This window comes from Mycobacteriales bacterium (assembly GCA_036497565.1).
In the GTDB taxonomy this organism is placed as follows: Bacteria; Actinomycetota; Actinomycetes; order Mycobacteriales; family QHCD01; genus DASXJE01.
In genome coordinates this window covers 1-19,730 of record DASXJE010000090.1, presented here as the reverse complement: position 1 = coordinate 19,730, position 19,730 = coordinate 1, and the positions used below count along the sequence as shown (strand labels likewise).

The following is a 19,730-nucleotide window of genomic DNA, read 5'->3' as shown; positions in this document are numbered from 1 at the left end:
CCTAGGCAGCCGCGTCCCGCCACATCGTGATCACCTCGGGTCCGCCCTGGGGAAGCGTGAACGAGGCGAACACGTCGAACCCGTACCGTGCGTACAGCGCGACGTTGGCCGGGTTGCTGGCCTCGAGGTATGCGGGCATCCGGAACTCGTCAATCCGGCGAAGGTTCTCGGCCAGCAGACCGAGCCCGTATCCATGCCCACGATGCGCGGTCGCGGTTCCCAACAGTGTCAGGTAGAAGTGCGGAACCGCCCGAGGATGCGCGTCATCGAACATCGCCATCGTCTCGATGACGCGCGGAGCATCGGCACCGAGCAGTTCGACGACCATCGGTTCCACCAGCGCTTCCTGCTCGTCGGACAGATCCGTTCCGTCGGGCGGGATCCACACCGACGTGGCGGTGTTTCCCGGGGTCAGCCACACCCACGGGTAGCGCAATGCGCCGTCAACCAGCAGCCCCCACAGCCGCGTGTATTGCGCGGCACGCATCGACGCATCGGGAAAGGCCCAACTCCAGGTCGGGTCGGTATGGAACGCGCCGGTCAGGATCGAAACCACGTCGTCGCGGTCGTCGGCCGTCGCGATATGGGGACCGACGTCGGCTGCGGTCATTGGCCGTCGATCAATGCGAGCACGGACGGAGGTACGTCGATACCGGGCGTCAGGTCGGGGGCGGAGCGGGCCGGACCGGCCGGCTGCCGCCCGAACGGCACGATGCCGGCCCACGCCGGTCCGGTGACGTCGTCGTCGGGATCTTCCGGCCAGCTCGATGACACCTTCACGGTCCATTTCTCGATCGGCATGGACAGCACCAGGGTCGCCGCGAGCTCCCGTGCGGTCGATGCCCGCACCTCACCGTTACGGCCCGGGATGAATTTCTCGGTCAGCGTGGTCAGGCCGCGCTTCTTGTCCCCGCCCGCGAGGGCGACGAAGTGTCCGAACACGGTGGCGCTTCGGTAGGCGAACGACGACTCGAACGTCGAACGCGCGACGATGACCCCGTCGAGTGCGGTGACCGACACGCAGGCGTCCGCACCCGCTGCGAGGGCCGTCATCCACCCGGAGCCCGTGGAGCCATGGATCAGCAGGCGGTCCCCGTCCCGCGCCATCGCGGTCGGGATCACCACGGCGCGATCGGCGGCGATCAGGCCCACCTGCGCGAGGACGACCTCGTCGAGGAGTTGGTCGAGCGCGGACCGGTCGTCCACATAGAGACCGCGGAGTCGGGTCGGGTCAGTCGATTGGCTCCCCATGCTTCCTCATCCCGTCGGCTGCTCCGTGTCCCAGTGTCGCATCGCCGTGCGCTAGCGTCCGGGAATGACCGACGAGCCGACGGGATTCCCCGAGCTGAACGAGGTTCTGCGGCAGCTCGTCTCTGCCGCGCGCGAAGCCGTCTCGGAGAACTTCTGCGGCGCCTACCTGCAGGGTTCGTTCGCCGTCGGTGACGCCGACGTCTACAGCGACGTCGACTTCATGGTCGTGACGCACGATGAAATCGGCACCGAGCAGACCCGGGCGATCGCCGCCCGGCACACGCAGGTCCATGCCGGGCCGATCCCGTGGGCCCAACACCTCGAGGGGTCCTACGTCGAGAAGGCGGCCGTGCGCCGCGTCGACCCCACGCACGCGGGCTGGATCTATTTCGACAATGGCAGCACCCGGCTGGAGCGCTCGGACCACGACAACAACGCCGTGACGCGCTGGACGTTGCGCGAGCACGGGGTGGTGCTGGCCGGACCGGATCCGAAGACGCTCGTCGATCCGGTGAGTGCGGAGGTCCTCCGGACCGAGGTTCTCGCGACGATCCGGGACTGGGCGGTCGACCTGCGGGCCGACCCCGACGGCATGGACAACGCGTGGCGGCAACCGCACGTCGTCCTGTCCTACTGCCGGACGTTGCACACCCTGGCCGTCGGGCGGGTGACCTCCAAGCCGGACGCCGGCCGGTGGGCGTTGTCGCATCTCGACGCGCGCTGGAATCCGCTGATCCAGCAGGCACTCGACGACCGGCCGGACCCGTGGCTACGAGTCCATCGGCGGGCCCACCCCGGGACGGTCGACGCCACGTGGGCGTTCATTGACGACGTACTCCTGCTCGCCGACGCGTTCGAGTCCGAGGCGGCTAACGCGTCCTGAGGGCGCGCGTCGCCTGCCCGAGCAGCTCGTCGGCGACCGCCGCATCGCCGGCCAGCTCCGCCAACGTGTGTCGCAGCGCCGGCGCGCCGGTGAGAGTGGCGTGCAGATCGACCCAGAGCTGGCGGCAGGACGTCTGATACGTCGGGAGCCACGACGTGGTACCGCCGGCATCGTGGCGCTCCACGTCGATCGGAGCCGCCTCGTCGGGCGGGCCGAACCGGACCCGCCAATGACGCTCGGGGGAGACCAGATCGACCTGCAAACTCGCAGCCACTCCTGGCGACAGCAGCCCGACGAGGTTGACGACCGGTTCGCCGGCGGTGGAATGCAGGACGTAGTGGTCGTCGGATCGGTGCACCACCTCAAGCGATAGCGCTCGATCCAGCAACGGCCGTACGACGGCGAGCTGGTCGAGCAGCACGGCGTACAGGCCGCCCCCCGCCGCCGGTGTGCTGAGGACGCTGTCGAGCAGGCTTGCATCCGCCGCATCGGCTCCGAATTGCCGACGGACCTCGGCCCAGGTGCGATGCCCTGCGTAGGAGGTCTCGACGGCGACGATGGCGTCCGCCTGCGCTGCAAGGTCGGCAGCCGCGACGACATCGGCGAGAGCGACCGGTGCCGGCCTGGTCAGCACGATCGCCCGGCGGCCGGCGTCGATCGCCGCCGTCACCGCCGCCGGCCAGTCGCCGGACCGACCGGAGATCATCGCCACGTCGGCCGGCCCACCGGCAGCCACCCGGAAGTGCCGGGGGAGGCTCGCGAGGGTCGCGTGATGCACCGACGAGACGTCGGGATCGGCCGGATCGAGATCGACCGTGAGCAGCGGTGTCGTCATCGACCCTCCCGGATCAGATCAACGGCGCCGTCGGCGATGGTCAGCGCCAGGGACACGTCGTCGACGGCGTCCTGCACCGGGATGGGCGGCGGTAGCCCCTCGCGGACGATGTCGGCGAGATGTCGCCACTCGGCCTGGTAGCCGTTCTCCGGGTAGCGCCACGAACGGCTCTGGTCGCCGATCCGCACCTGGGCGGTCGCCGATCCGGCGAGGACGAACGACGGCGGGAAATCCGCGTGCAGGCGGCCGTTCGCTCCCCAGGCGTCAAGGCTCCAGTCCGGGCGCCACCGGCCCGGCATCAGCCCGATCAGCTGCGCGACCCGATCGTCGTTGTCGGCCACCGTGACGAGGTAACCGAACGGTTCGAGCACCCGCGCGGACGTCACGCGGCTCAGCTTGGGGATCAGTCGCCGGACCAGCGGGATCGCGTGAATCGCCAGCCCGATGATCCCGCCGCGCAGGCGCTCGAGGTCTGCGTCGAGCTCGACCACCGGGTCGACCGCCGGACCGGCATCGGTCGGCGGCGCCGCCGGTGCGGCCGGAACCGGATCGGTGGCGAGTCCGATCATGTCGTCGTTGGACGGCAGGTAGATCACCGACCGCACGACCGTCGCGTCGGCGCCGGCGTCCTCCCAGTAGTCGCGCGCACCGACCCATCCCGGGTCGTAGGCGTGCATCGCTCCGACGACCAGCGGTACGCCGGCGCCCGTCGTCGAACGCATGACCCGCTGGGCGTCCTCGAGCGAGGTCGCCAGCGGCTTCTCGCAGAGGACCGCCCGCTTGCCGGCGGTGCATGCGGCGGCGACCTGATCGGCGTGGAACTGGTGCGGGCTACAGATCGCCACGATGTCGACGGCCGGGTCGTCCAATACGGCGTCGACGGTCGAGCTGGCCCGGGCGTCGACGCGCTGGGCCACCTCGGCGCACACCCTCGCGTCGACGTCCATCACGTGCACGACCCGCAGCCGGTCGGCCAGACCGGCGATGACCGGCAGGTGGATCGACTGCGTGACCGGTCCGGCACCGAGAATGCCGACGCCGAGCGGCTCGCTCATCGGGCGAGTGCGCCCATCGGATCCCACGCGGGTAGCACGATCGGCTCCTGACTCAGCGCCTGCTGCAGGTCGGCCGGCAGCCGATCCCGGCGGGTCGCCACCTCGAAGACGTACTCGTCGAACCACGAGTCGTTCATCGTGTAGAAGCCCTTGACCCCGCCCTCATCGCCCCAGCTGTTCTCGACCCGCCAACGCCGCGGGGCGCCGTCGTGCACATCGACCCCGGTGAAGAGCATCGCGTGGGTCATCTGGGTCTCGTGATAGGTCAGGCGGGCGGCCTTGTCGAGGTCGAACGGCGTGTCGTAGATCGACGGGTAGTCGAACAGCCGGGCGTCCCAGATGCCGAGGTCACGGCGCATCATCTTGCCGACGTCGCAGCCGAACCACGCCGGCTCACCCGAGACGATCGCCTGCATCGCGACGTCCTTGAGCACCGCCGGCCCGACGTTGAGATACACGACCCGTGGTCCGCCGACGACGTTGCCGAGGAAGTCGACGGTGAAGGTGCGGCCGCGCGGACTGGTCGGACGTGGGTCGTCGACGAGGCAGACGTAGTCGGATACCGGGAGGGTCACGTACTTCGCGGCGAACTCCTGCGGGGTGAGCTCGCCGTCCCGGTGGAATTCGCGGTCCGCGTCGGTCCACTGCCAGGTGAAGCGCTCCGGAGGTGTGCCGAGGTGGATGCACAGGGTGCGGTGGGCGACGGTGAGGATCTCCCGCTTGTAGGCCCGCATCTCGTCGACGGACGACAACCCTCGAAGCGTCCGCGCGCCCTGGCGCAGTACGGAGCGCAGGACGGCGTTCATCCGCGCCGTGCTCGACGAACTCTGGGTCTCGGGCATCGCCGACTTGGGCACCAACCCGTGCTTGGCGACGAGCGCCACGAACATGTTCCACTGCCCGCCGTCACTCGCCACCGAGTCGAGTATGTAGGCCACGGTGCGGTCGTCGACCTCGCGGTCGGCGGTCTCGATGACGGCCTCGAGGAAGTAGTTGGCCCGCTCGAGCTTGTCCCAGAACATGGTGTAGTTCTGGGAGAACTCGAAGTCCTTGAGGTTCAAGGCCTTCATTGCGCCGGGCCGGATCAGGTTGAGCCCGGCGAAGAGCCAGCAGCGACCGCTCTGCTTCTGGTTGGTGACCTTCCAGTCGTCGAGCAGGTGCGACACCGTGTGGTCGGTGCCCATCACGACGTCGCGGTCCAGCGCGATGTCGTCGACGGTCACCTGGGTTACGGCGTTCTGCGTACGCCGGTATGCCGGATCGGCCGCGAATTCCTTCCGCAGCAGCTCGACGTCTGCCCGGCCGAGTGATCCTGGAGCCGTCACGTCAGTGACCTCCCTTTCCGGTGGCGATCTGGCGGATCTGGCCGGCCAGTCGCACGTCGTTGTCGGTGACTCCGCCCGCGGAGTGGGTGACGCAGCTGAAGGTGAGCGTGCGCCAGCGGATGTCGATGTCGGGGTGGTGGTCCATGCCTTCGGCGACCCCGGCCACCTCGTCGACGACGGCGATCGCAGTCGGGAAGTCCGGGAGCTTGACGCTCCAGTGCAGCCCGGCGGTGTCACCGGTCCACCCGTCGAGGGTGGAAAGCGCCGCCCGAACCGCTGCGTCGTCCAACGTCTGCGCCATGAAGATCAGCCTCCGTCCGATGTGCACCACCGTACGGCCTCGGGCCGGAAACGGTGCGTCTGGCAGGTCTGTCATCGTGAACGGGTGCCCGTGGTCCGGACCTCCACGATCGTGGTCGCCCCGCGAGCGGCCGTCTTCGACGCCGCTCGCGATGTCGGCGGCTTCGTCGGCGACCGTCTTCGGCCGATCGCGCCGGGTGTGACCCGGGGTCTGCTTGTGCACGGAGACCGCCTGCTGCTCCGGCCTTCGAGGGGGATCGTCCGGCCGCGTACGTCGATGGCTGTGGCCGAGTGCGTTGCGCCGAGTCAGCTCCTGCTGGAGCTCGAGCGTGGTCCGTGGCGGGTGCTCCGTTATCGCCAGTCCTTCGCCAGTACGGGCGCCGGCACTCTCGTCACGGACGAGTTGGAGTGGCGGAGCCGGGGCGGGGCGCTCGGCGCGGCCGTCGACGCGTTCATCCTCCGCCGCCCGGCACTGCGTCTGCTGCTGGACCGTGGCCGCCGCCTCCGGCGGCTCGCCGGTGGCGACGGTCTCGGCGTCGTCGGCGGGCGGGTCGTGGTCGCGGTGGCGCTGCTCGACGGCGGGCGGTTGCTCGCCGCCCAGCGTTCCTATCCGGCCGGAGACGCCGGCGGCTGGGAGCTGCCCGGCGGAAAGGTCGAGGCGGGGGAGTCGTCCCTCGACGCGCTGCGCCGGGAGTGCCGCGAGGAGCTCGGCATCGAGGTCACCGCCGGTCACCGGGTGGGCGGCGACGTCCCGATCGGCACCGACGGGACGCGGCTGCAGGTGTGGTCGGCGCGGATCCTGTCCGGCCGCCCGACGGCCCGGGAGCACCGCGCGCTGCGCTGGCTCACGGCCGACCAGATCGACGGCACCGACTGGTTGCCGGCCGACCGAGCGCTCGTCCCGGATCTGCGCCGGTTGCTCGAGGGTTCCTGACCGGCGCGATCCGCGCCGGCGGCGGTCAGAGGTTGGGCCGGTCCTCGGGCCCCGGGTGCTCGTAGGACAGCGAGTCCGTGGGTAGGGGCAACTCCGGGCCCTCTCCGAACGGCGAGAGCGCGCCCTGCAGCTCCGAGGTGAACTCCGAGACGTTCATCGTGCCGGCCGCGGCCTGCGCGGCCTGCGCGGCCGGAGCGGGGGCGCGGCGCACCGGTGGCGGCTCCTCGATCGGGGCCGCACCCTCGCGGCGTCCGATCTTGCTCCCCAGCCACACCAGCGGGTCGTACTTGCGGTCAACGACCCGCTCCTTCATCGGGATGAGCGCGTTGTCGGTGATGTGGATGCCTTCGGGGCACACTTCGGTGCAGCACTTCGTGATGTTGCAGAAGCCGAGACCGTGCTCGTCCTGCGCCTGCTTCCGGCGATCCATCTGGTCGAGCGGGTGCATGTCGAGCTCGGCGATCCGCATGAGGTAGCGCGGGCCGGCGAAGGACTCCTTGTTCTCCTCGTGGTCGCGGACCACGTGACACGTGTCCTGACACAGGAAGCACTCGATGCACTTGCGGAACTCCTGTGACCGCTCGACGTCGACCTGCGCCATCCGGTATTCGCCCGGCTTGAGCTCCGGCGGTGGCTGGAACGACGGGATCTGACGCGCCTTCTCGTAGTTGAACGACACGTCGGTCACCAGGTCGCGGATCACCGGGAACGCGCGCAGCGGCGTGACCGTGACGGTCTCCTCCGGCGTGAAGTTGTTCATCCGGCTCATGCACATCAGCCGGGGCCGGCCGTTGATCTCCGCGCTGCACGACCCGCACTTGCCGGCCTTGCAGTTCCACCGGACGGCGAGGTCGGGTGTCTGGGTCGCCTGCAGCCGGTGGATGACGTCGAGGACGACCTCGCCGTCGTTGACCTCGACGGTGAAGTCCTGCAGGCCGCCGCTCTCGGCGTCCCCTCGCCAGATCCGGAACTGGGCCTTGTAGGAGGCCATCAGGCGTCGCTCCCTTCCGGCAGAGCCGAAAGCTCCTCATCGGTCATGTACTTCGACAGCTCGGACCGCTCGAACAACGACAACAGCTCCAGGGGGATCTCGGGTACCGGCTGCTGGTCGACCCGCAGGCGGTCGTCCTCGAGCGAGCAGACGACGTTGACCTTCCGCCACTCCGGCCGCATGTCGGCGTAGTCGTCGCGGGTGTGCCCGCCGCGGCTCTCCTCACGTTCCAGCGCCGCGCGTGCCACGCATTCCGAGGCGGCGAGCATGTTGCGCAGGTCGAGTGCGAGGTGCCAGCCCGGGTTGAACTGCCGGTGGCCTTCGACGCTGAGCCGCCGGGCCCGGTCCTGGAGCTTTTCGAGGCGCTCGAGTGCGTCGCGCATCTCCTCTTCCCGCCGGATGATGCCGACCAGGTCGTTCATGGTCTGCTGCAGTTCCTGGTGCAGCGTGTACGGGTTCTCGCCGCCGTCGGACTCGAACGGAGCCACCGCGGTCTGCTGGGCCGATGCGATCTCCGGGTCGGAGACCTTCGGCCGGTCGTCACCGAGTGATTCGACGTAGGCCGCGGCGCCCAGCCCGGCCCGGCGGCCGAAGACCAGCAGGTCGGACAGCGAGTTGCCGCCCAGCCGGTTGGACCCGTGCATTCCGCCGGAGGCCTCGCCCGCCGCGAAGAGCCCGGGCACCCGGGCGGCCGCCCCGGTGTCCGGGTCGACCTCGACCCCACCCATCACGTAATGGCAGGTCGGGCCGATCTCCATGGGCTCCTTGGTGATGTCGACGTCGGCCAGCTCCTTGAACTGGTGGAACATCGACGGCAGCCGCTTGTGAATGAACTCGGGGGAGCGGCGGGAGGCGATGTCGAGGAAGACGCCGCCGTGCTCGGTGCCCCGCCCTTCCTTCACCTCGGAGTTGATAGCCCGGGCGACCTCGTCGCGCGGCAGCAGCTCGGGGGGCCGCCGGTTGTGGTCCGGGTCCTCGTACCACCGGTCGGCTTCGTCCTCGGTGTCGGCGTACTGCGACCGGAAGACGTCCGGGACGTAGTCGAACATGAAGCGCTTGCCCTCGGCGTTGCGCAACACCCCGCCGTCGCCGCGGACCGACTCGGTCACGAGGATGCCCTTGACCGACGGCGGCCAGATCATGCCCGTGGGGTGGAACTGCACGAACTCCATGTTGATCAGCGTCGAGCCGGCCCGCAGGGCGAGCGCATGGCCGTCGCCGGTGTACTCCCAGGAGTTGCTGGTGACCTTGAAGGACTTGCCGATCCCGCCGGTCGCGATCACCACCGCCGGCGCGTCGAAGACCACGAACCGGCCGCTCTCCCGCCAGTAACCGAAGGCACCGGCCACCCGGTCGCCGTCGTGCAGCAGATCGGTGATCGAGCACTCGGCGAAGACCTTGATCATCGCTTCGGCGTCGCCGCGGTCGCGCTCGTCCTCCTGTTGCAGCGACACGATCTTCTGCTGCATGGTGCGGATGAGCTCGAGCCCGGTGCGGTCGCCGACGTGGGCGAGCCGGGCGTATTCGTGGCCGCCGAAGTTGCGCTGGCTGATCCGGCCGTCCGGGGTGCGGTCGAAAAGCGCGCCGTAGGTCTCGAGCTCCCAGACCCGCTCCGGCGCCTCCTTCGCGTGCAGCTCGGCCATCCGGTAGTTGTTGAGGAACTTGCCGCCGCGCATCGTGTCGCGGAAATGCACCTGCCAGCTGTCGCGCGGGTTGGAGTTGCCCATCGACGCCGCGATGCCGCCCTCGGCCATGACCGTGTGGGCCTTTCCGAACAGCGACTTGCAGATGATCGCGGTCCGCTTGCCCTGCTCACGCGCCTCGATGGCGGCCCGCAGCCCCGATCCGCCCGCGCCGATGATCAGGACGTCGTAGCTCCATCGCTCCAGCTCACTCACGATGTCGCTCCTAGAAGAATCGGGGGTCGCTGATGGTGCCGCTCGCGACCAGCCGTACGTAGACGTCGGTCAGGGTCACGAACACCAGGGAAGCCCACGCGATCTGCTGGTGCTTGCCATTCAGCTTCGAGATCTGGGTCCACATCCAGTATCGGACCGGGTGCTTGGAGAAGTGCTTGATCCGGCCGCCGACCACGTGCCGGCAGGCGTGGCAGGAGAGGTTGTAGAGCCACAGGAGCGCGGCGTTGACGATGAGGACGAGGGTCCCGAAGCCCATGTGGCCCCACTGACCCTGGTGGTTGCGGAAGGCGATCACCGCGTCGTAGGTCAGGAGGGCGTTGAACGCGAGGGTGATGTAGAAGAAGTAGCGGTGCACGTTCTGCAGGACCAGCGGGAACCTGCTCTCGCCGGTGTACTTGCCGTGCGGCTCGGCCACGGCGCAGGCGGGCGGAGCGAACCAGAACGCCCGGTAGTAGGCCTTGCGATAGTAGTAACAGGTGGCCCGCAGCCCGGCCGGGAAGATGATGATGATCAATGCCGGTGTGACCGGCGCGATGCTGGGCAGCCAGTGCCAGCCGCTGCCCGGGACGCAGTTGGCGGTGATGCACGGGGAGTACATCGGGGAGATGTAGGGCTCCCAGAAGTAGTTATTGTTCACGAGCACCGCATAGAGCAGGTAGGCACCGCAGACCGCCAGGATGCCGCCGTTGAGCAGCGGCTGCCGCCACCATTGGTCGGTCCGCAGCGTCCGGACCCCGATCCGGGCCCGGCCCGGGGCGTTGACGCCTGAACCCCCGGACGACGCCCCGGAGGGTTCCGACGTCCTGGTATCGGTGGCCATGGGTCTCCTGTCCTCCTCGATGACGCGGTCAAGCATGCCCCGCGCGTGATCGTCGCGCGCGGCGGGGGTGGCGGCCCTCCGCTCCACTTACCATGGTGTCGTCGGGCGCGGTTCCCGCGCCGTGACGTCCCCCACACCCACTTCTCCCGGGAGCCCACGTGCCCACTCGTGACGATCTGCGCAACGTCGCGATCATCGCCCATGTCGACCACGGCAAGACCACGCTGGTCGACGCGATGTTGTGGCAGTCCGGAGCCTTCCGCGACAACCAGGCGGTGGACGACCGGGTGCTCGACTCGATGGACCTCGAGCGGGAAAAGGGCATCACGATCCTGGCCAAGAACACGGCGGTCCGCTACGCCGTCGACCCGTCACACCCGGTGACGATCAACATCCTGGACACCCCGGGTCACGCCGACTTCGGCGGCGAGGTCGAGCGCGCCTTGTCCATGGTCGACGGGGTTCTGCTTCTCGTCGACGCGAGCGAGGGCCCGCTCCCGCAGACCCGGTTCGTGCTGCGGAAGGCGCTGGCCAAACGGCTGCCGGTGGTGCTGGTGATCAACAAGGTCGACCGGCCGGACGCCCGGATCGGGGCGGTCGTGGACGAGACCTACGAACTGTTCATCGACCTGCTCGACGAGTCTCCGGACGCCTCCGCCCTGGACTTCCCGATCGTCTACTGCGAGGCCCGCAGCGGGAAGGCGTCGAGGAAGCGCCCGGACGACGGCACCTCGCCGGACGCCGAGAACCTCGGCGAGCTCTTCGACGTGATCCTCGACACGGTGCCGGCGCCCTCCTACGACGCCGACGCCCCCTTGCAGGCGCATGTCACCAACCTCGACGCCTCGCCCTATCTGGGCCGGCTCGCCCTGTGCCGGGTTCGCAACGGCCGGATGCGGAAGGGGCAGCAGGTGGCATGGTGCCGCACCGACGGCACGGTGTCCCGGGTCAAGCTGACCGAGATGCTGATGACGCAAGCGCTGGACCGGGTTCCGGTCGACGAGGCCGGCCCGGGCGACATCATCGCCATCGCCGGGATCCCGGACATCACCATCGGCGAGACTCTCGCCGACCCCGACGATCCCCGCCCGCTGCCGGTGATCACCGTCGACGAGCCGTCCCTGTCGATGACCGTCGGCATCAACACCTCGCCGCTGTCCGGCCGGTCCGGCAACAAGCTCACCGCCCGGTTGGTGACCAACCGGCTCGACGCGGAGCTGGTCGGCAACGTCTCGATCCGGGTGCTCCCCACCGAGCGCCCGGACACGTGGGAGGTGCAGGGCCGCGGCGAACTGCAGCTCGCCGTCCTCGTCGAGATCATGCGACGGGAAGGGTTCGAGCTGACCGTCGGCAAGCCGCAGGTCGTCACCCGCACGATCGACGGGACGCTGCACGAGCCGGTGGAGCGGCTGACCATCGACGTACCCGAGGACTATCTCGGTGTCCTGACCCAGTTGCTGGCGCTGCGCAAGGGGCGCCTGGAGCAGATGGTCAACCATGGCACCGGGTGGATCCGGATGGAGTACGTCGTCCCTGCGCGCGGCCTGATCGGCTTCCGGACCGAGTTCCTCACCGAGACGCGGGGCACCGGTCTGTTGCACCACGTCTTCGAGCGTTACGAGCCGTGGGCCGGCGACCTGCGTACCCGGCCGACCGGGTCGCTGGTCGCCGACCGCAGCGGTGCCGTGACGTCGTACGCCCTGTTCAACCTGCAGGAGCGGGGGACGATGTTCGTCGGTCCGACGACCGAGGTGTACGAGGGGATGATTGTCGGCGAGAACGCCCGGGCCGACGACATGGACGTCAACCCCACCAAGGAGAAGAAGCTCACCAATATGCGGTCGTCCACGAGCGAGGAGCTCGAGCGGCTGATTCCGCATCGGGTCCTGTCCCTCGAGCAGGCCCTGGAGTTCTGCCGGGAGGACGAATGTGTCGAGGTGACCCCCGGGATGGTGCGGCTCCGCAAGGTGGTCCTCCCGGCACAGGAGCGGGCGAAGCTGCGCGGCCGTCGGCCCCACGCGGGCTGATCCGTCTGGCGCAAGGGTGATTCGACCGCTCGCAGGCACGCGTCACGGTTGGGTCAAGATCGGGGTCACTGATTGATCACGATGTGGTCTGTCGGTCCGGTACGGGGCCTCGCGCTAGGTACGGTCTCCCCGCAGCCGGCAATCCCGGCGATCCGTCGTGTTCTCTCCGCAAGTGCGGAGATGAGGAGGCCCCCAGTCGTGAGTTTCAGTCGCAAGGGCGCGGTGCTTGTGGCATCGGCCGCCGTGGGCGCGATCGTGCTGTCGGCATGTGCCGGTAATACAGCCAGTTCGCAGAAGAAGAGCAACCAGCTCATCTACGGCGCCGACCAGTTCCCGGCCAACTGGCAGCCCGACATCAGCGCGGGAAACCTGACCGCAACCGCCAACGGCATCGTGCGGATTCTGCCGTCCGCCTTCTACACCAATCCAAAGTTCAAGTACCAGGCGGACTCTGAGTTGCTTTCAGAGACGCCGAAGGTGACCAGCCAGAATCCGTTCACCGTGCAGTACAAGATCAATCCGAAGGCGGTGTGGAGCGACGGCAAGCCGATCAACGCCGACGACTTCATCTTCAACTGGAAGGTCAACAACCCCGACGACACGACCTACGGTGGCAGCGGCAGCAAGCTCGGCGACAATGCCTGCCAAACCATCGCCGGCAACTACAACTTGATCAAGTCGGTGACCGGCAGCGATGGTGGCCACACCGTCACGATGGTCTACAGCACGCCGTTCCCGGACTACCAGAGCCTCTTCTCCACTTTGCTCCCGGCACACCTGTTCATGCAGTCCTCGCCGGCGGCGACGTGCAAGGCCTTCAACACCGGCTGGCCGGCCAACAAGCCGCTGCCGATCTCGGGCGGCCCGTGGAAGATGAGCGCGGTCGACAAGACCAATCAGACCTTCACACTGACGCCCAATGACAAGTACTGGGGCACCAAGCCGAAGCTGTCGAAGCTCATCTACAAGACGGTCGGAACCGACTCCACCTCGTTGGCGCAGGATATGCAGAACAACGAGACCCAGATGATCTACCCCCAGCCGCAGCTCGACCTGATCTCGCTGCTGAAGAAGGTTCCCAACATCACCACGACGACGAGCCTCGGGCTGAGCTTCGAGCACATCGACTTCAACGTCGAGAATCCGTACCTGAAGGACAAGGCGGTGCGACAGGCGATCGCGCTGGCGATCGACCGGAATGCGCTCGTCGCCCGGACCGCCGGTCAGTTCGACAACCGCATCAAGCCTCTGAACAACCGGATCTTCGTCAACAACCAGCCGGGCTACCAGGACAACGCGCCTCCCCAGTACAACAGCCGGAACGTCGCCAAGGCCAAGCAGCTGCTCGAAGGCGCCGGCTACAAGTACCAGGGCAGCTCGCTCACCAAGAACGGCAAGGCCGTCAGCCTGACCATGGGTACGACGACCAACAACGCGCTGCGCAAGGACACCGAGGTCTTCGTTCAGAGCCAGCTGAAGGCAATCGGCATCAACCTGCAGCCCAAGCAGGTGGATGCGGACACGTTCTTCGGCGACTACAAGACCCAGGGCGCCACGGCGGCCGGGGACTGGGATCTGAACCTGTTCGCCTGGGTGGCGACGCCGGCCTTGAGCCAAAACAAGTCGATCTACGCCTGTGCGCCGCACAATTCCCGGGCGCAGGAGCAGCAGAACTACACCCTGGGGTGTGACCCGGCCGTCGACAAGCTGATGAACAAGGCCGTCGTTACTACTGACCCGAGCGCCGCGATCGCGCTCTGGAACCAGGTGGACAAGCTGCTGTGGGGCGACATGTTCACCCTGCCGCTGTATCAGAAGCCCACTGTGATCTCCTACAGCAACAACTACAGCGGGATCTCTGACAATGCGTCCTCGCAGGGCCCGTTGTGGAACTCCGAGACCTGGTCGGTCAAGTAGCAGAATCGACCAAGTCAGGTTCAATGGAACTCTCCGGTGCTCCCGGCGGGGGCTGCCAGCCCCCGCCGGGAGCGCTCACGTACGGTGGACCGACCGCACGGCCACCTACGCGGAGGTAGCCTGATCCCGCGGAGTCGGAAGGTCTGGCAATGTTGCCCTTCATCATCCGGCGACTCGTCGTCGCCGTGCTCGTCCTCATCGTGAGCACCTTCCTGGTCTTCGTGATGGCGGCGAACAGCGGGAATCCCCTCGCGACCCTGCAGACCAGGCAGCCTCCGCCGCCTCCGTCGACCATCAAGGCACTGGAGAACCAGCTCCACCTCAATGAGCCGATTCCGGTGCGCTACGCCTATTGGCTGGGCAACGTCGTGCGCGGCAACTTCGGCAAGGACATCGACGGCAACGCGGTCCGGCCGCAGCTGTTCCAGCGGCTCGGTGTGACCCTCAGGCTCGTCATCCTGGCCAGCCTGCTGGCCCTGGTCCTAGCGGTGATCTCGGGTGTGGTGTCGGCGGTGAAGCAGTACAGCTTCATCGATTACTCAACGACCTTATTCGGGTTCTTACTGATCTCGATCCCGACATTCTGGTTTGCCGGGCTGTTAAAGGACGTCGCGATCCGGGCTAATACCGCGGCCGGCAGCACGATCTTCTCAGTCTCGGGCGAGCAGACACCGGGCTTCAACGGCGGATTCTTCGCAAACCTCTCCGACCGCGCAAGCCACCTCATCCTGCCCACGATCTCGCTGGCACTGCTGAGTTACGCCGCGTGGAGCCGCTATCAGCGCGCCACGATGCTCGACGTACTCAACTCCGACTACATCCGCCTGGCCCGGGCCAAGGGCGTGCCGTGGCGGCGGGTGCTGATCAAGCACGGCCTGCGCACCGCGCTGATCCCGCTCACGACGGTCGTGGCAATCGGGTTCGGCGCGATCATCGGAGGCGCGGTGATCACCGAAACGGTGTTCGACTGGCATGGGATGGGGGAATACCTCATCACGGCCTTGAACCGCACCGACATCAACACCACGTTGGCCTGGCTCCTGGTGGCGGCGGTGGGTGTCGTGTTATTCAATCTCATTGCGGATATCCTCTACGCCGCGCTAGACCCGAGGATCCGCCTTGGCTAGTTGGGCGGCTCGTCTCACCGGAGAAGGATCCGCGTCATGACAAGCACACCGGTCACCCCGGCATCGACGTCGGTCGGGGCGCAGCCCGAGCGCGAATTCACCGTCAAGGCCCGCACCCAGCGGCAGATGGTGACCCGCCGTTTCTTCGCGCACAAGCTCGCGGTCGGGAGTCTGGTCGTCTTCGTCCTGATGCTGCTGGCCGCCTTCATCGTCCCGTTCTTCTGGAAGTACCAGTACAACTCGATCACTAACACGCTGTCGGCGGCGCCCTCGTGGGCGCACCCGTTCGGGACCGACTCGCTCGGCCACGACGTTTTCGCCGAGGTACTCCGCGGCACCCAGACGTCGATCAAGGTGTCGGCGCTGGCGATGATCGTCGGTGAGACCACCGGAGTGCTCATCGGCGCGTTCTCCGGTTATTACCGGGGCAAGCTCGACGCGACCTTGATGCGGGCCGTCGACGTACTCCTCACCCTGCCGCTGTTCGTCTTCATCGCGGTACTGCAGAAGATCACCGGCGGCAGCTGGTGGATCATCGCCCTGATCATCGGTGGGCTCGGCGCCGGCCTCACGGCCCGGCTGGTCCGCAGCGTCTTCCTCTCCCTTCGGGAGCGGGAGTACGTCGAGGCGGCCCGGGCGCTCGGGGCGACCGACAAGCGGATCATCATGCGGCATCTGTTGCCCAACGCCCTCGGTCCGATCATCGTCGACGCGACCCTCACCTTCGCGCTGGCGATCATTACCGAGGCGTCGCTGTCCTTCCTGGGCTTCGGCATCACCCCGCCCGACGTTTCCCTGGGTACCTTGATCCAGGACGGGGTCGCGGCTTCGCAGACCCGGCCGTGGCTGTTCTACTTCCCCGGCTTCGTCATCATCCTTCTGGTGCTGACGGTCAACTTCATCGGAGACGGTTTGCGTGACGCGCTCGACCCGACCCAGCAGAGGGTGAGGGCCTGATGGCAGAGCTCCTCGACATGCACGAGGGGGAGCGGCTCGAGACGTCGTCGACGATCCTCGATGTCGACAATCTGGAGGTCCGGTTTCCGACCGACGACGGCGTCGTCCACGCCGTCCGCGGTGTCTCCTACAAGTTGGAGCCCGGCGAGGTTCTCGGAATCGTGGGCGAGTCAGGTTCCGGCAAGTCGGTCACGTCGCTCGCGGTCATGGGCCTGCTGCCCAAGACGGCCCGGGTCACCGGATCGGTGAAGTTCCGCGGTCGTGAGCTCCTCGGGCTCAACGACCGGGCGATGAGCGGGGTCCGCGGCCTGGGGATCTCGATGGTGTTCCAGGACCCGATGACCTCGCTCAACCCGGTCTACAAGATCGGCGTGCAGCTGGCGGAGGCCCTGAAGGTGCACGACCACGGGCTGTCCGACAAGGACGCCCAACGCCGGTCCATCGACCTGCTCGACCTCGTCGGCATCCCCAACGCCAAGGACCGGGTCAACCAGTATCCGCACGAGTTCTCCGGCGGCATGCGGCAGCGCGTGGTGATCGCGATCGCGATGGCCAACGGTCCCGACGTGATCATCGCCGACGAGCCGACGACCGCGCTCGACGTGACGGTCCAGGCGCAGGTGCTCGAGACGCTGCGTACTGCGCAGGCGGAGACCCACGCCGCCATCATCCTGATCACCCACGACCTCGGCGTCGTGGCCGGGATGGCCGACCGCGTCCTGGTGATGTACGCCGGACGCCCGGTGGAATACGGCGACGTCGACGACATCTACTACCGGCCCCGGATGCCTTACACGGTGGGCCTGCTCGGATCGCTGCCGCGGGTCGACCGTGGTGAGCGGCAGAAGCTCACGCCCATCACCGGCAGCCCGCCGTCCCTGCTCAACCTGCCGGCCGGCTGCCCGTTCACCCCGCGCTGCCCGATGCGCAAGGCGAACTGCGAGACGGACGAGCCGGAGCTCAAGCCGGTCGACGGCGTACAGCATCTCGCGGCCTGCCACTACAGCAACGAGCTGATGGAACGCGACCTCACTCCCGACGAGATCTTCGCCGTCACTGCTGCCGACGAGTCGTCCGTGCCGGTCGAGGCCGAGACCCCCGGCCCGCAGAGCGCCGCGTCATGAGCGTGACGAGCGAGTCCCATACCCTCGCCGGCACCGACAAGGACGACGACGTCGTCCTGCGGGTCACCGACCTCGTCAAGTGGTTCCCGATCACGAGCCGGGGCATCATCCGGCGCCACATCGGCGACATCAAGGCGGTCGACGGCGTCAGCTTCGAGTTGCATGCGAACGAGACGCTCGGGCTGGTGGGCGAGTCCGGGTGCGGGAAGTCCACGACGGGTCGGGCGATCCTGCACCTGCAGCCGGCGACCTCGGGCGCGATCGAATTCCAGGGCAAAGACCTCACCACGCTGACGCAGCGGCAGATGCGGCCGCTGCGTCGCGACATCCAGATCGTCTTCCAGGACCCGTACGCGTCGCTGAACCCGCGCATGCCGGTCAGCGCGATCATCGGCGAGTCCATGCGGATCCACGACCTGTGGGACAAGGACAGCCCGGCGAAGATCCGGGAGCTGCTGCGGCTGGTCGGGCTCAACCCCGAACACAGCAACCGCTTCCCGCACGAGTTCTCCGGCGGACAGCGCCAGCGCATCGGCATCGCCCGCGCACTCGCGCTGGAGCCCAAGGTCATGGTGCTCGACGAGCCGGTGTCCGCCCTCGACGTCTCGATCCAGGCCGGCGTGATCAACCTGCTCGAGGATCTGAAGAACCGGCTCGGGCTGGCCTACCTCTTCATCGCCCACGACCTGTCGGTGGTGCGTCACATCTCCGACCGGGTCGCGGTGATGTACCTCGGCAAGATCGTGGAAGTGGCCGACACCAACGATCTCTTCGACCGGCCGGCCCATCCCTACACGCAGTCGCTGCTGTCGGCGATCCCGCTGCCTGATCCCACCCGGGAGCGCGCACGGGAACGGATCATCATCACCGGCGACGTGCCCAGCCCGGCCAACCCGCCGTCGGGATGCCGCTTCCGTACGAGGTGCCCCAAATTCGCCAACGAGCTGACCGATGAGCAGCAGGAACGCTGCATCAACGACGAGCCGGCTCTCGTGGACCGGGGTATGGGCCACCCCTCGGCCTGTCACTACTCCGAAGTGATCGAGATCATCTGACGTGTCCGATCGGCGGATGCTGCTCGTCCATGCCCATCCCGACGACGAAACGATCACGACCGGCGCAACCATGGCGCGCTACGTCGCCGAGGGGGTGGCGGTCACCCTCGTCACCTGCACGCTCGGTGAGGAGGGCGAGATCCTCGTCCCCGAGCTGGCCGGACTCGCGGCCGACGCCGCCGATCAACTCGGCGGATATCGGATCGTCGAGCTGGAGCGGGCGTGTGCCGCACTCGGCGTCACCGACCATCGCTACCTCGGCGGGACGGGCCGTTACCGCGACAGCGGGATGATGGGGCTGGCGACTAACAATGCCCCGCGGGCTTTCTGGCAGGCCGACCTCGGCGAGGCGGCCCGGCTGCTCGCCGACATCGTCCGGGAGGTCCGCCCGCAGGTGGTCGTGACCTACGACGAGCGCGGCGGGTACGGCCATCCCGATCACATCCAGTCCCACCGGGTCGCGATGGCTGCGGTCGACGTGGCCGCGGACCCGGCGTACCGCGGCGCGCCGTGGCGGGTCGCCAAGGTCTACTGGGCGGCGGTGCCCCGGTCGCTCCTGGCGGAGGGCATCGCGGCCCTGCGTGCCGAGGGCCGGAACTTCGATCTCCCCGCGACGCCCGACGATCTCGGTATCGGCGTACCCGACGAGGTCATCACGACGGAGCTGGACGGCACCGCGTTCTTCGACGCGAAGCAGGCGGCGATGCGGGCGCACGCGACACAGATCAGCGTCGACGGGCCGTTCTTCGCGCTGTCGAACAACCTCGGCCAGCCGTTGCTCAGCGTCGAGCACTTCACCCTGGTGCGTGGGCTCCGCGGCGCCGACAGCGGCACCGACAGCGGCTTGGAGAAGGACCTGTTCGCCGGGCTCGACGATCAATCCGACTAGTGCTCCGTCGGCAGGTGCGACCGATGCCGTGAGCGATCGTTGGGTGACGGAAAGTTCTTGTGTGGCAGGGGTTTCCGGGCTCGGGGAATTGTCGGTGGCTGGTTCTATCGTTGTTGCATGGTCAGTGGTTCGGGTTCCGGTGAGCATCCGGTGTGGGATGCGGTCGGCTGCCTGACCGCGGCGGTCGACGGGTTGGCGGGGGCGGCGTTGTGGCGGTGCGGGGATGAGGAGCTGCTCGACCTGCAGCAGGTGCTGGAGACGGCGGCGCGGCGGTTGTCGGCGGCGTCGTTGCGGCTGGTCGCCGAGGTCGACGACCGCCGG

Annotated in this window: 18 protein-coding genes and 1 pseudogene; 10 read left to right on the top strand and 9 right to left on the bottom strand. The window is 67.9% G+C overall.

Annotated elements, in window-relative coordinates; translation table 11 throughout:
- Window position 1 precedes the first annotated feature (1 nt).
- Window positions 2-610, bottom strand: coding sequence for a GNAT family N-acetyltransferase (locus VGH85_08040; protein HEY2173747.1), 609 nt, complete (start codon window positions 608-610; stop codon window positions 2-4).
- Window positions 607-1,251 (bottom strand): pyridoxamine 5'-phosphate oxidase family protein, encoded by a 645-nt coding sequence (locus VGH85_08035; protein HEY2173746.1) that lies wholly within the window; start codon window positions 1,249-1,251, stop codon window positions 607-609. The genes VGH85_08040 and VGH85_08035 overlap by 4 nt, the downstream gene beginning before the upstream one ends.
- A gap of 64 nt (window positions 1,252-1,315) precedes the next feature.
- On the opposite strand from VGH85_08035, the gene VGH85_08030 reads away from it, so the two are divergent.
- Window positions 1,316-2,134 (top strand): aminoglycoside adenylyltransferase domain-containing protein, encoded by an 819-nt coding sequence (locus VGH85_08030; protein HEY2173745.1) that lies wholly within the window; start codon window positions 1,316-1,318, stop codon window positions 2,132-2,134.
- On the opposite strand, the gene VGH85_08025 is transcribed toward VGH85_08030, so the two are convergent.
- From VGH85_08025 to VGH85_08010, 4 genes are read right to left on the bottom strand one after another with little or no spacing between them, the layout of a single operon-like run.
- Window positions 2,121-2,969 (bottom strand): hypothetical protein, encoded by an 849-nt coding sequence (locus tag VGH85_08025; protein HEY2173744.1) that lies wholly within the window; start codon window positions 2,967-2,969, stop codon window positions 2,121-2,123. The genes VGH85_08030 and VGH85_08025 overlap by 14 nt on opposite strands.
- Window positions 2,966-4,024, bottom strand: coding sequence for a Gfo/Idh/MocA family oxidoreductase (locus VGH85_08020; GenBank protein HEY2173743.1), 1,059 nt, complete (start codon window positions 4,022-4,024; stop codon window positions 2,966-2,968). The genes VGH85_08025 and VGH85_08020 overlap by 4 nt, the downstream gene beginning before the upstream one ends.
- Window positions 4,021-5,349, bottom strand: a complete 1,329-nt coding sequence (locus tag VGH85_08015) for a C1 family peptidase (protein HEY2173742.1) — start codon at window positions 5,347-5,349, stop codon at window positions 4,021-4,023. Before VGH85_08015 ends, VGH85_08020 begins: the two co-directional genes overlap by 4 nt.
- A gap of 1 nt (window position 5,350) precedes the next feature.
- Entirely contained in the window at window positions 5,351-5,650 is a 300-nt protein-coding gene (locus VGH85_08010; GenBank protein HEY2173741.1) for a 4a-hydroxytetrahydrobiopterin dehydratase, read from the bottom strand.
- 84 nt (window positions 5,651-5,734) lie between these two features.
- On the opposite strand from VGH85_08010, the gene VGH85_08005 reads away from it, so the two are divergent.
- Window positions 5,735-6,583, top strand: a complete 849-nt coding sequence (locus VGH85_08005; protein ID HEY2173740.1) for an NUDIX domain-containing protein — start codon at window positions 5,735-5,737, stop codon at window positions 6,581-6,583.
- A gap of 244 nt (window positions 6,584-6,827) precedes the next feature.
- Here VGH85_08005 and VGH85_08000 read toward each other — a convergent pair.
- From VGH85_08000 to VGH85_07990, 3 genes and pseudogenes are all read right to left on the bottom strand, one after another.
- Window positions 6,828-7,574 (bottom strand): annotated as a pseudogene (locus VGH85_08000) (succinate dehydrogenase/fumarate reductase iron-sulfur subunit).
- Window positions 7,574-9,472 (bottom strand): fumarate reductase/succinate dehydrogenase flavoprotein subunit, encoded by a 1,899-nt coding sequence (locus VGH85_07995; protein ID HEY2173739.1) that lies wholly within the window; start codon window positions 9,470-9,472, stop codon window positions 7,574-7,576. Before VGH85_07995 ends, VGH85_08000 begins: the two are co-directional and overlap by 1 nt.
- Window positions 9,473-9,482: 10 nt before the next feature.
- Entirely contained in the window at window positions 9,483-10,313 is an 831-nt protein-coding gene (locus tag VGH85_07990) for a hypothetical protein (GenBank protein ID HEY2173738.1), read from the bottom strand.
- Window positions 10,314-10,471: 158 nt separating this feature from the next.
- On the opposite strand from VGH85_07990, the gene typA reads away from it, so the two are divergent.
- The 8 genes from typA to VGH85_07950 all read left to right on the top strand — a co-directional run.
- On the top strand, window positions 10,472-12,340 hold the full coding sequence (gene typA / locus VGH85_07985) for a translational GTPase TypA (GenBank protein HEY2173737.1): 1,869 nt from the start codon (window positions 10,472-10,474) through the stop codon (window positions 12,338-12,340).
- An 81-nt stretch (window positions 12,341-12,421) separates the two neighbouring features.
- Window positions 12,422-14,257: an ABC transporter family substrate-binding protein gene (locus VGH85_07980; protein ID HEY2173736.1), complete on the top strand. Its 1,836-nt coding sequence runs from the start codon at window positions 12,422-12,424 to the stop codon at window positions 14,255-14,257.
- A gap of 149 nt (window positions 14,258-14,406) precedes the next feature.
- Entirely contained in the window at window positions 14,407-15,384 is a 978-nt protein-coding gene (locus tag VGH85_07975; GenBank protein HEY2173735.1) for an ABC transporter permease, read from the top strand.
- Window positions 15,385-15,420: 36 nt separating this feature from the next.
- Complete coding sequence (locus VGH85_07970; protein HEY2173734.1) at window positions 15,421-16,341, top strand: ABC transporter permease; 921 nt, start codon at window positions 15,421-15,423, stop codon at window positions 16,339-16,341.
- On the top strand, window positions 16,341-17,465 hold the full coding sequence (locus VGH85_07965) for an ABC transporter ATP-binding protein (protein HEY2173733.1): 1,125 nt from the start codon (window positions 16,341-16,343) through the stop codon (window positions 17,463-17,465). Before VGH85_07970 ends, VGH85_07965 begins: the two co-directional genes overlap by 1 nt.
- Window positions 17,462-18,520 carry an oligopeptide/dipeptide ABC transporter ATP-binding protein gene (locus VGH85_07960; GenBank protein HEY2173732.1) on the top strand — a complete coding sequence of 353 codons (1,059 nt, stop codon included), beginning with the start codon at window positions 17,462-17,464 and terminating at the stop codon, window positions 18,518-18,520. The genes VGH85_07965 and VGH85_07960 overlap by 4 nt, the downstream gene beginning before the upstream one ends.
- Before the next feature lie 16 nt (window positions 18,521-18,536).
- Complete coding sequence (gene mshB, locus VGH85_07955; protein HEY2173731.1) at window positions 18,537-19,409, top strand: N-acetyl-1-D-myo-inositol-2-amino-2-deoxy-alpha-D-glucopyranoside deacetylase; 873 nt, start codon at window positions 18,537-18,539, stop codon at window positions 19,407-19,409.
- A 117-nt stretch (window positions 19,410-19,526) separates the two neighbouring features.
- On the top strand, window positions 19,527-19,730 hold a 204-nt coding region (locus VGH85_07950; GenBank protein ID HEY2173730.1), incomplete at its 3' end, for a hypothetical protein.

Coding starts and splice junctions, on each gene's coding strand:
- VGH85_08040 (HEY2173747.1), bottom strand. CDS start 610: ATGACCGCAGCCGACGTCGGTCCCCATATCGCGACGGCCGACGACCGC.
- VGH85_08035 (HEY2173746.1), bottom strand. CDS start 1,251: ATGGGGAGCCAATCGACTGACCCGACCCGACTCCGCGGTCTCTATGTG.
- VGH85_08030 (HEY2173745.1), top strand. CDS start 1,316: ATGACCGACGAGCCGACGGGATTCCCCGAGCTGAACGAGGTTCTGCGG.
- VGH85_08025 (HEY2173744.1), bottom strand. CDS start 2,969: ATGACGACACCGCTGCTCACGGTCGATCTCGATCCGGCCGATCCCGAC.
- VGH85_08020 (HEY2173743.1), bottom strand. CDS start 4,024: ATGAGCGAGCCGCTCGGCGTCGGCATTCTCGGTGCCGGACCGGTCACG.
- VGH85_08010 (HEY2173741.1), bottom strand. CDS start 5,650: ATGGCGCAGACGTTGGACGACGCAGCGGTTCGGGCGGCGCTTTCCACC.
- VGH85_07990 (HEY2173738.1), bottom strand. CDS start 10,313: ATGGCCACCGATACCAGGACGTCGGAACCCTCCGGGGCGTCGTCCGGG.
- VGH85_07980 (HEY2173736.1), top strand. CDS start 12,422: ATGTGGTCTGTCGGTCCGGTACGGGGCCTCGCGCTAGGTACGGTCTCC.
- VGH85_07975 (HEY2173735.1), top strand. CDS start 14,407: ATGTTGCCCTTCATCATCCGGCGACTCGTCGTCGCCGTGCTCGTCCTC.
- VGH85_07970 (HEY2173734.1), top strand. CDS start 15,421: ATGACAAGCACACCGGTCACCCCGGCATCGACGTCGGTCGGGGCGCAG.
- VGH85_07965 (HEY2173733.1), top strand. CDS start 16,341: ATGGCAGAGCTCCTCGACATGCACGAGGGGGAGCGGCTCGAGACGTCG.
- VGH85_07960 (HEY2173732.1), top strand. CDS start 17,462: ATGAGCGTGACGAGCGAGTCCCATACCCTCGCCGGCACCGACAAGGAC.
- mshB (HEY2173731.1), top strand. CDS start 18,537: ATGCTGCTCGTCCATGCCCATCCCGACGACGAAACGATCACGACCGGC.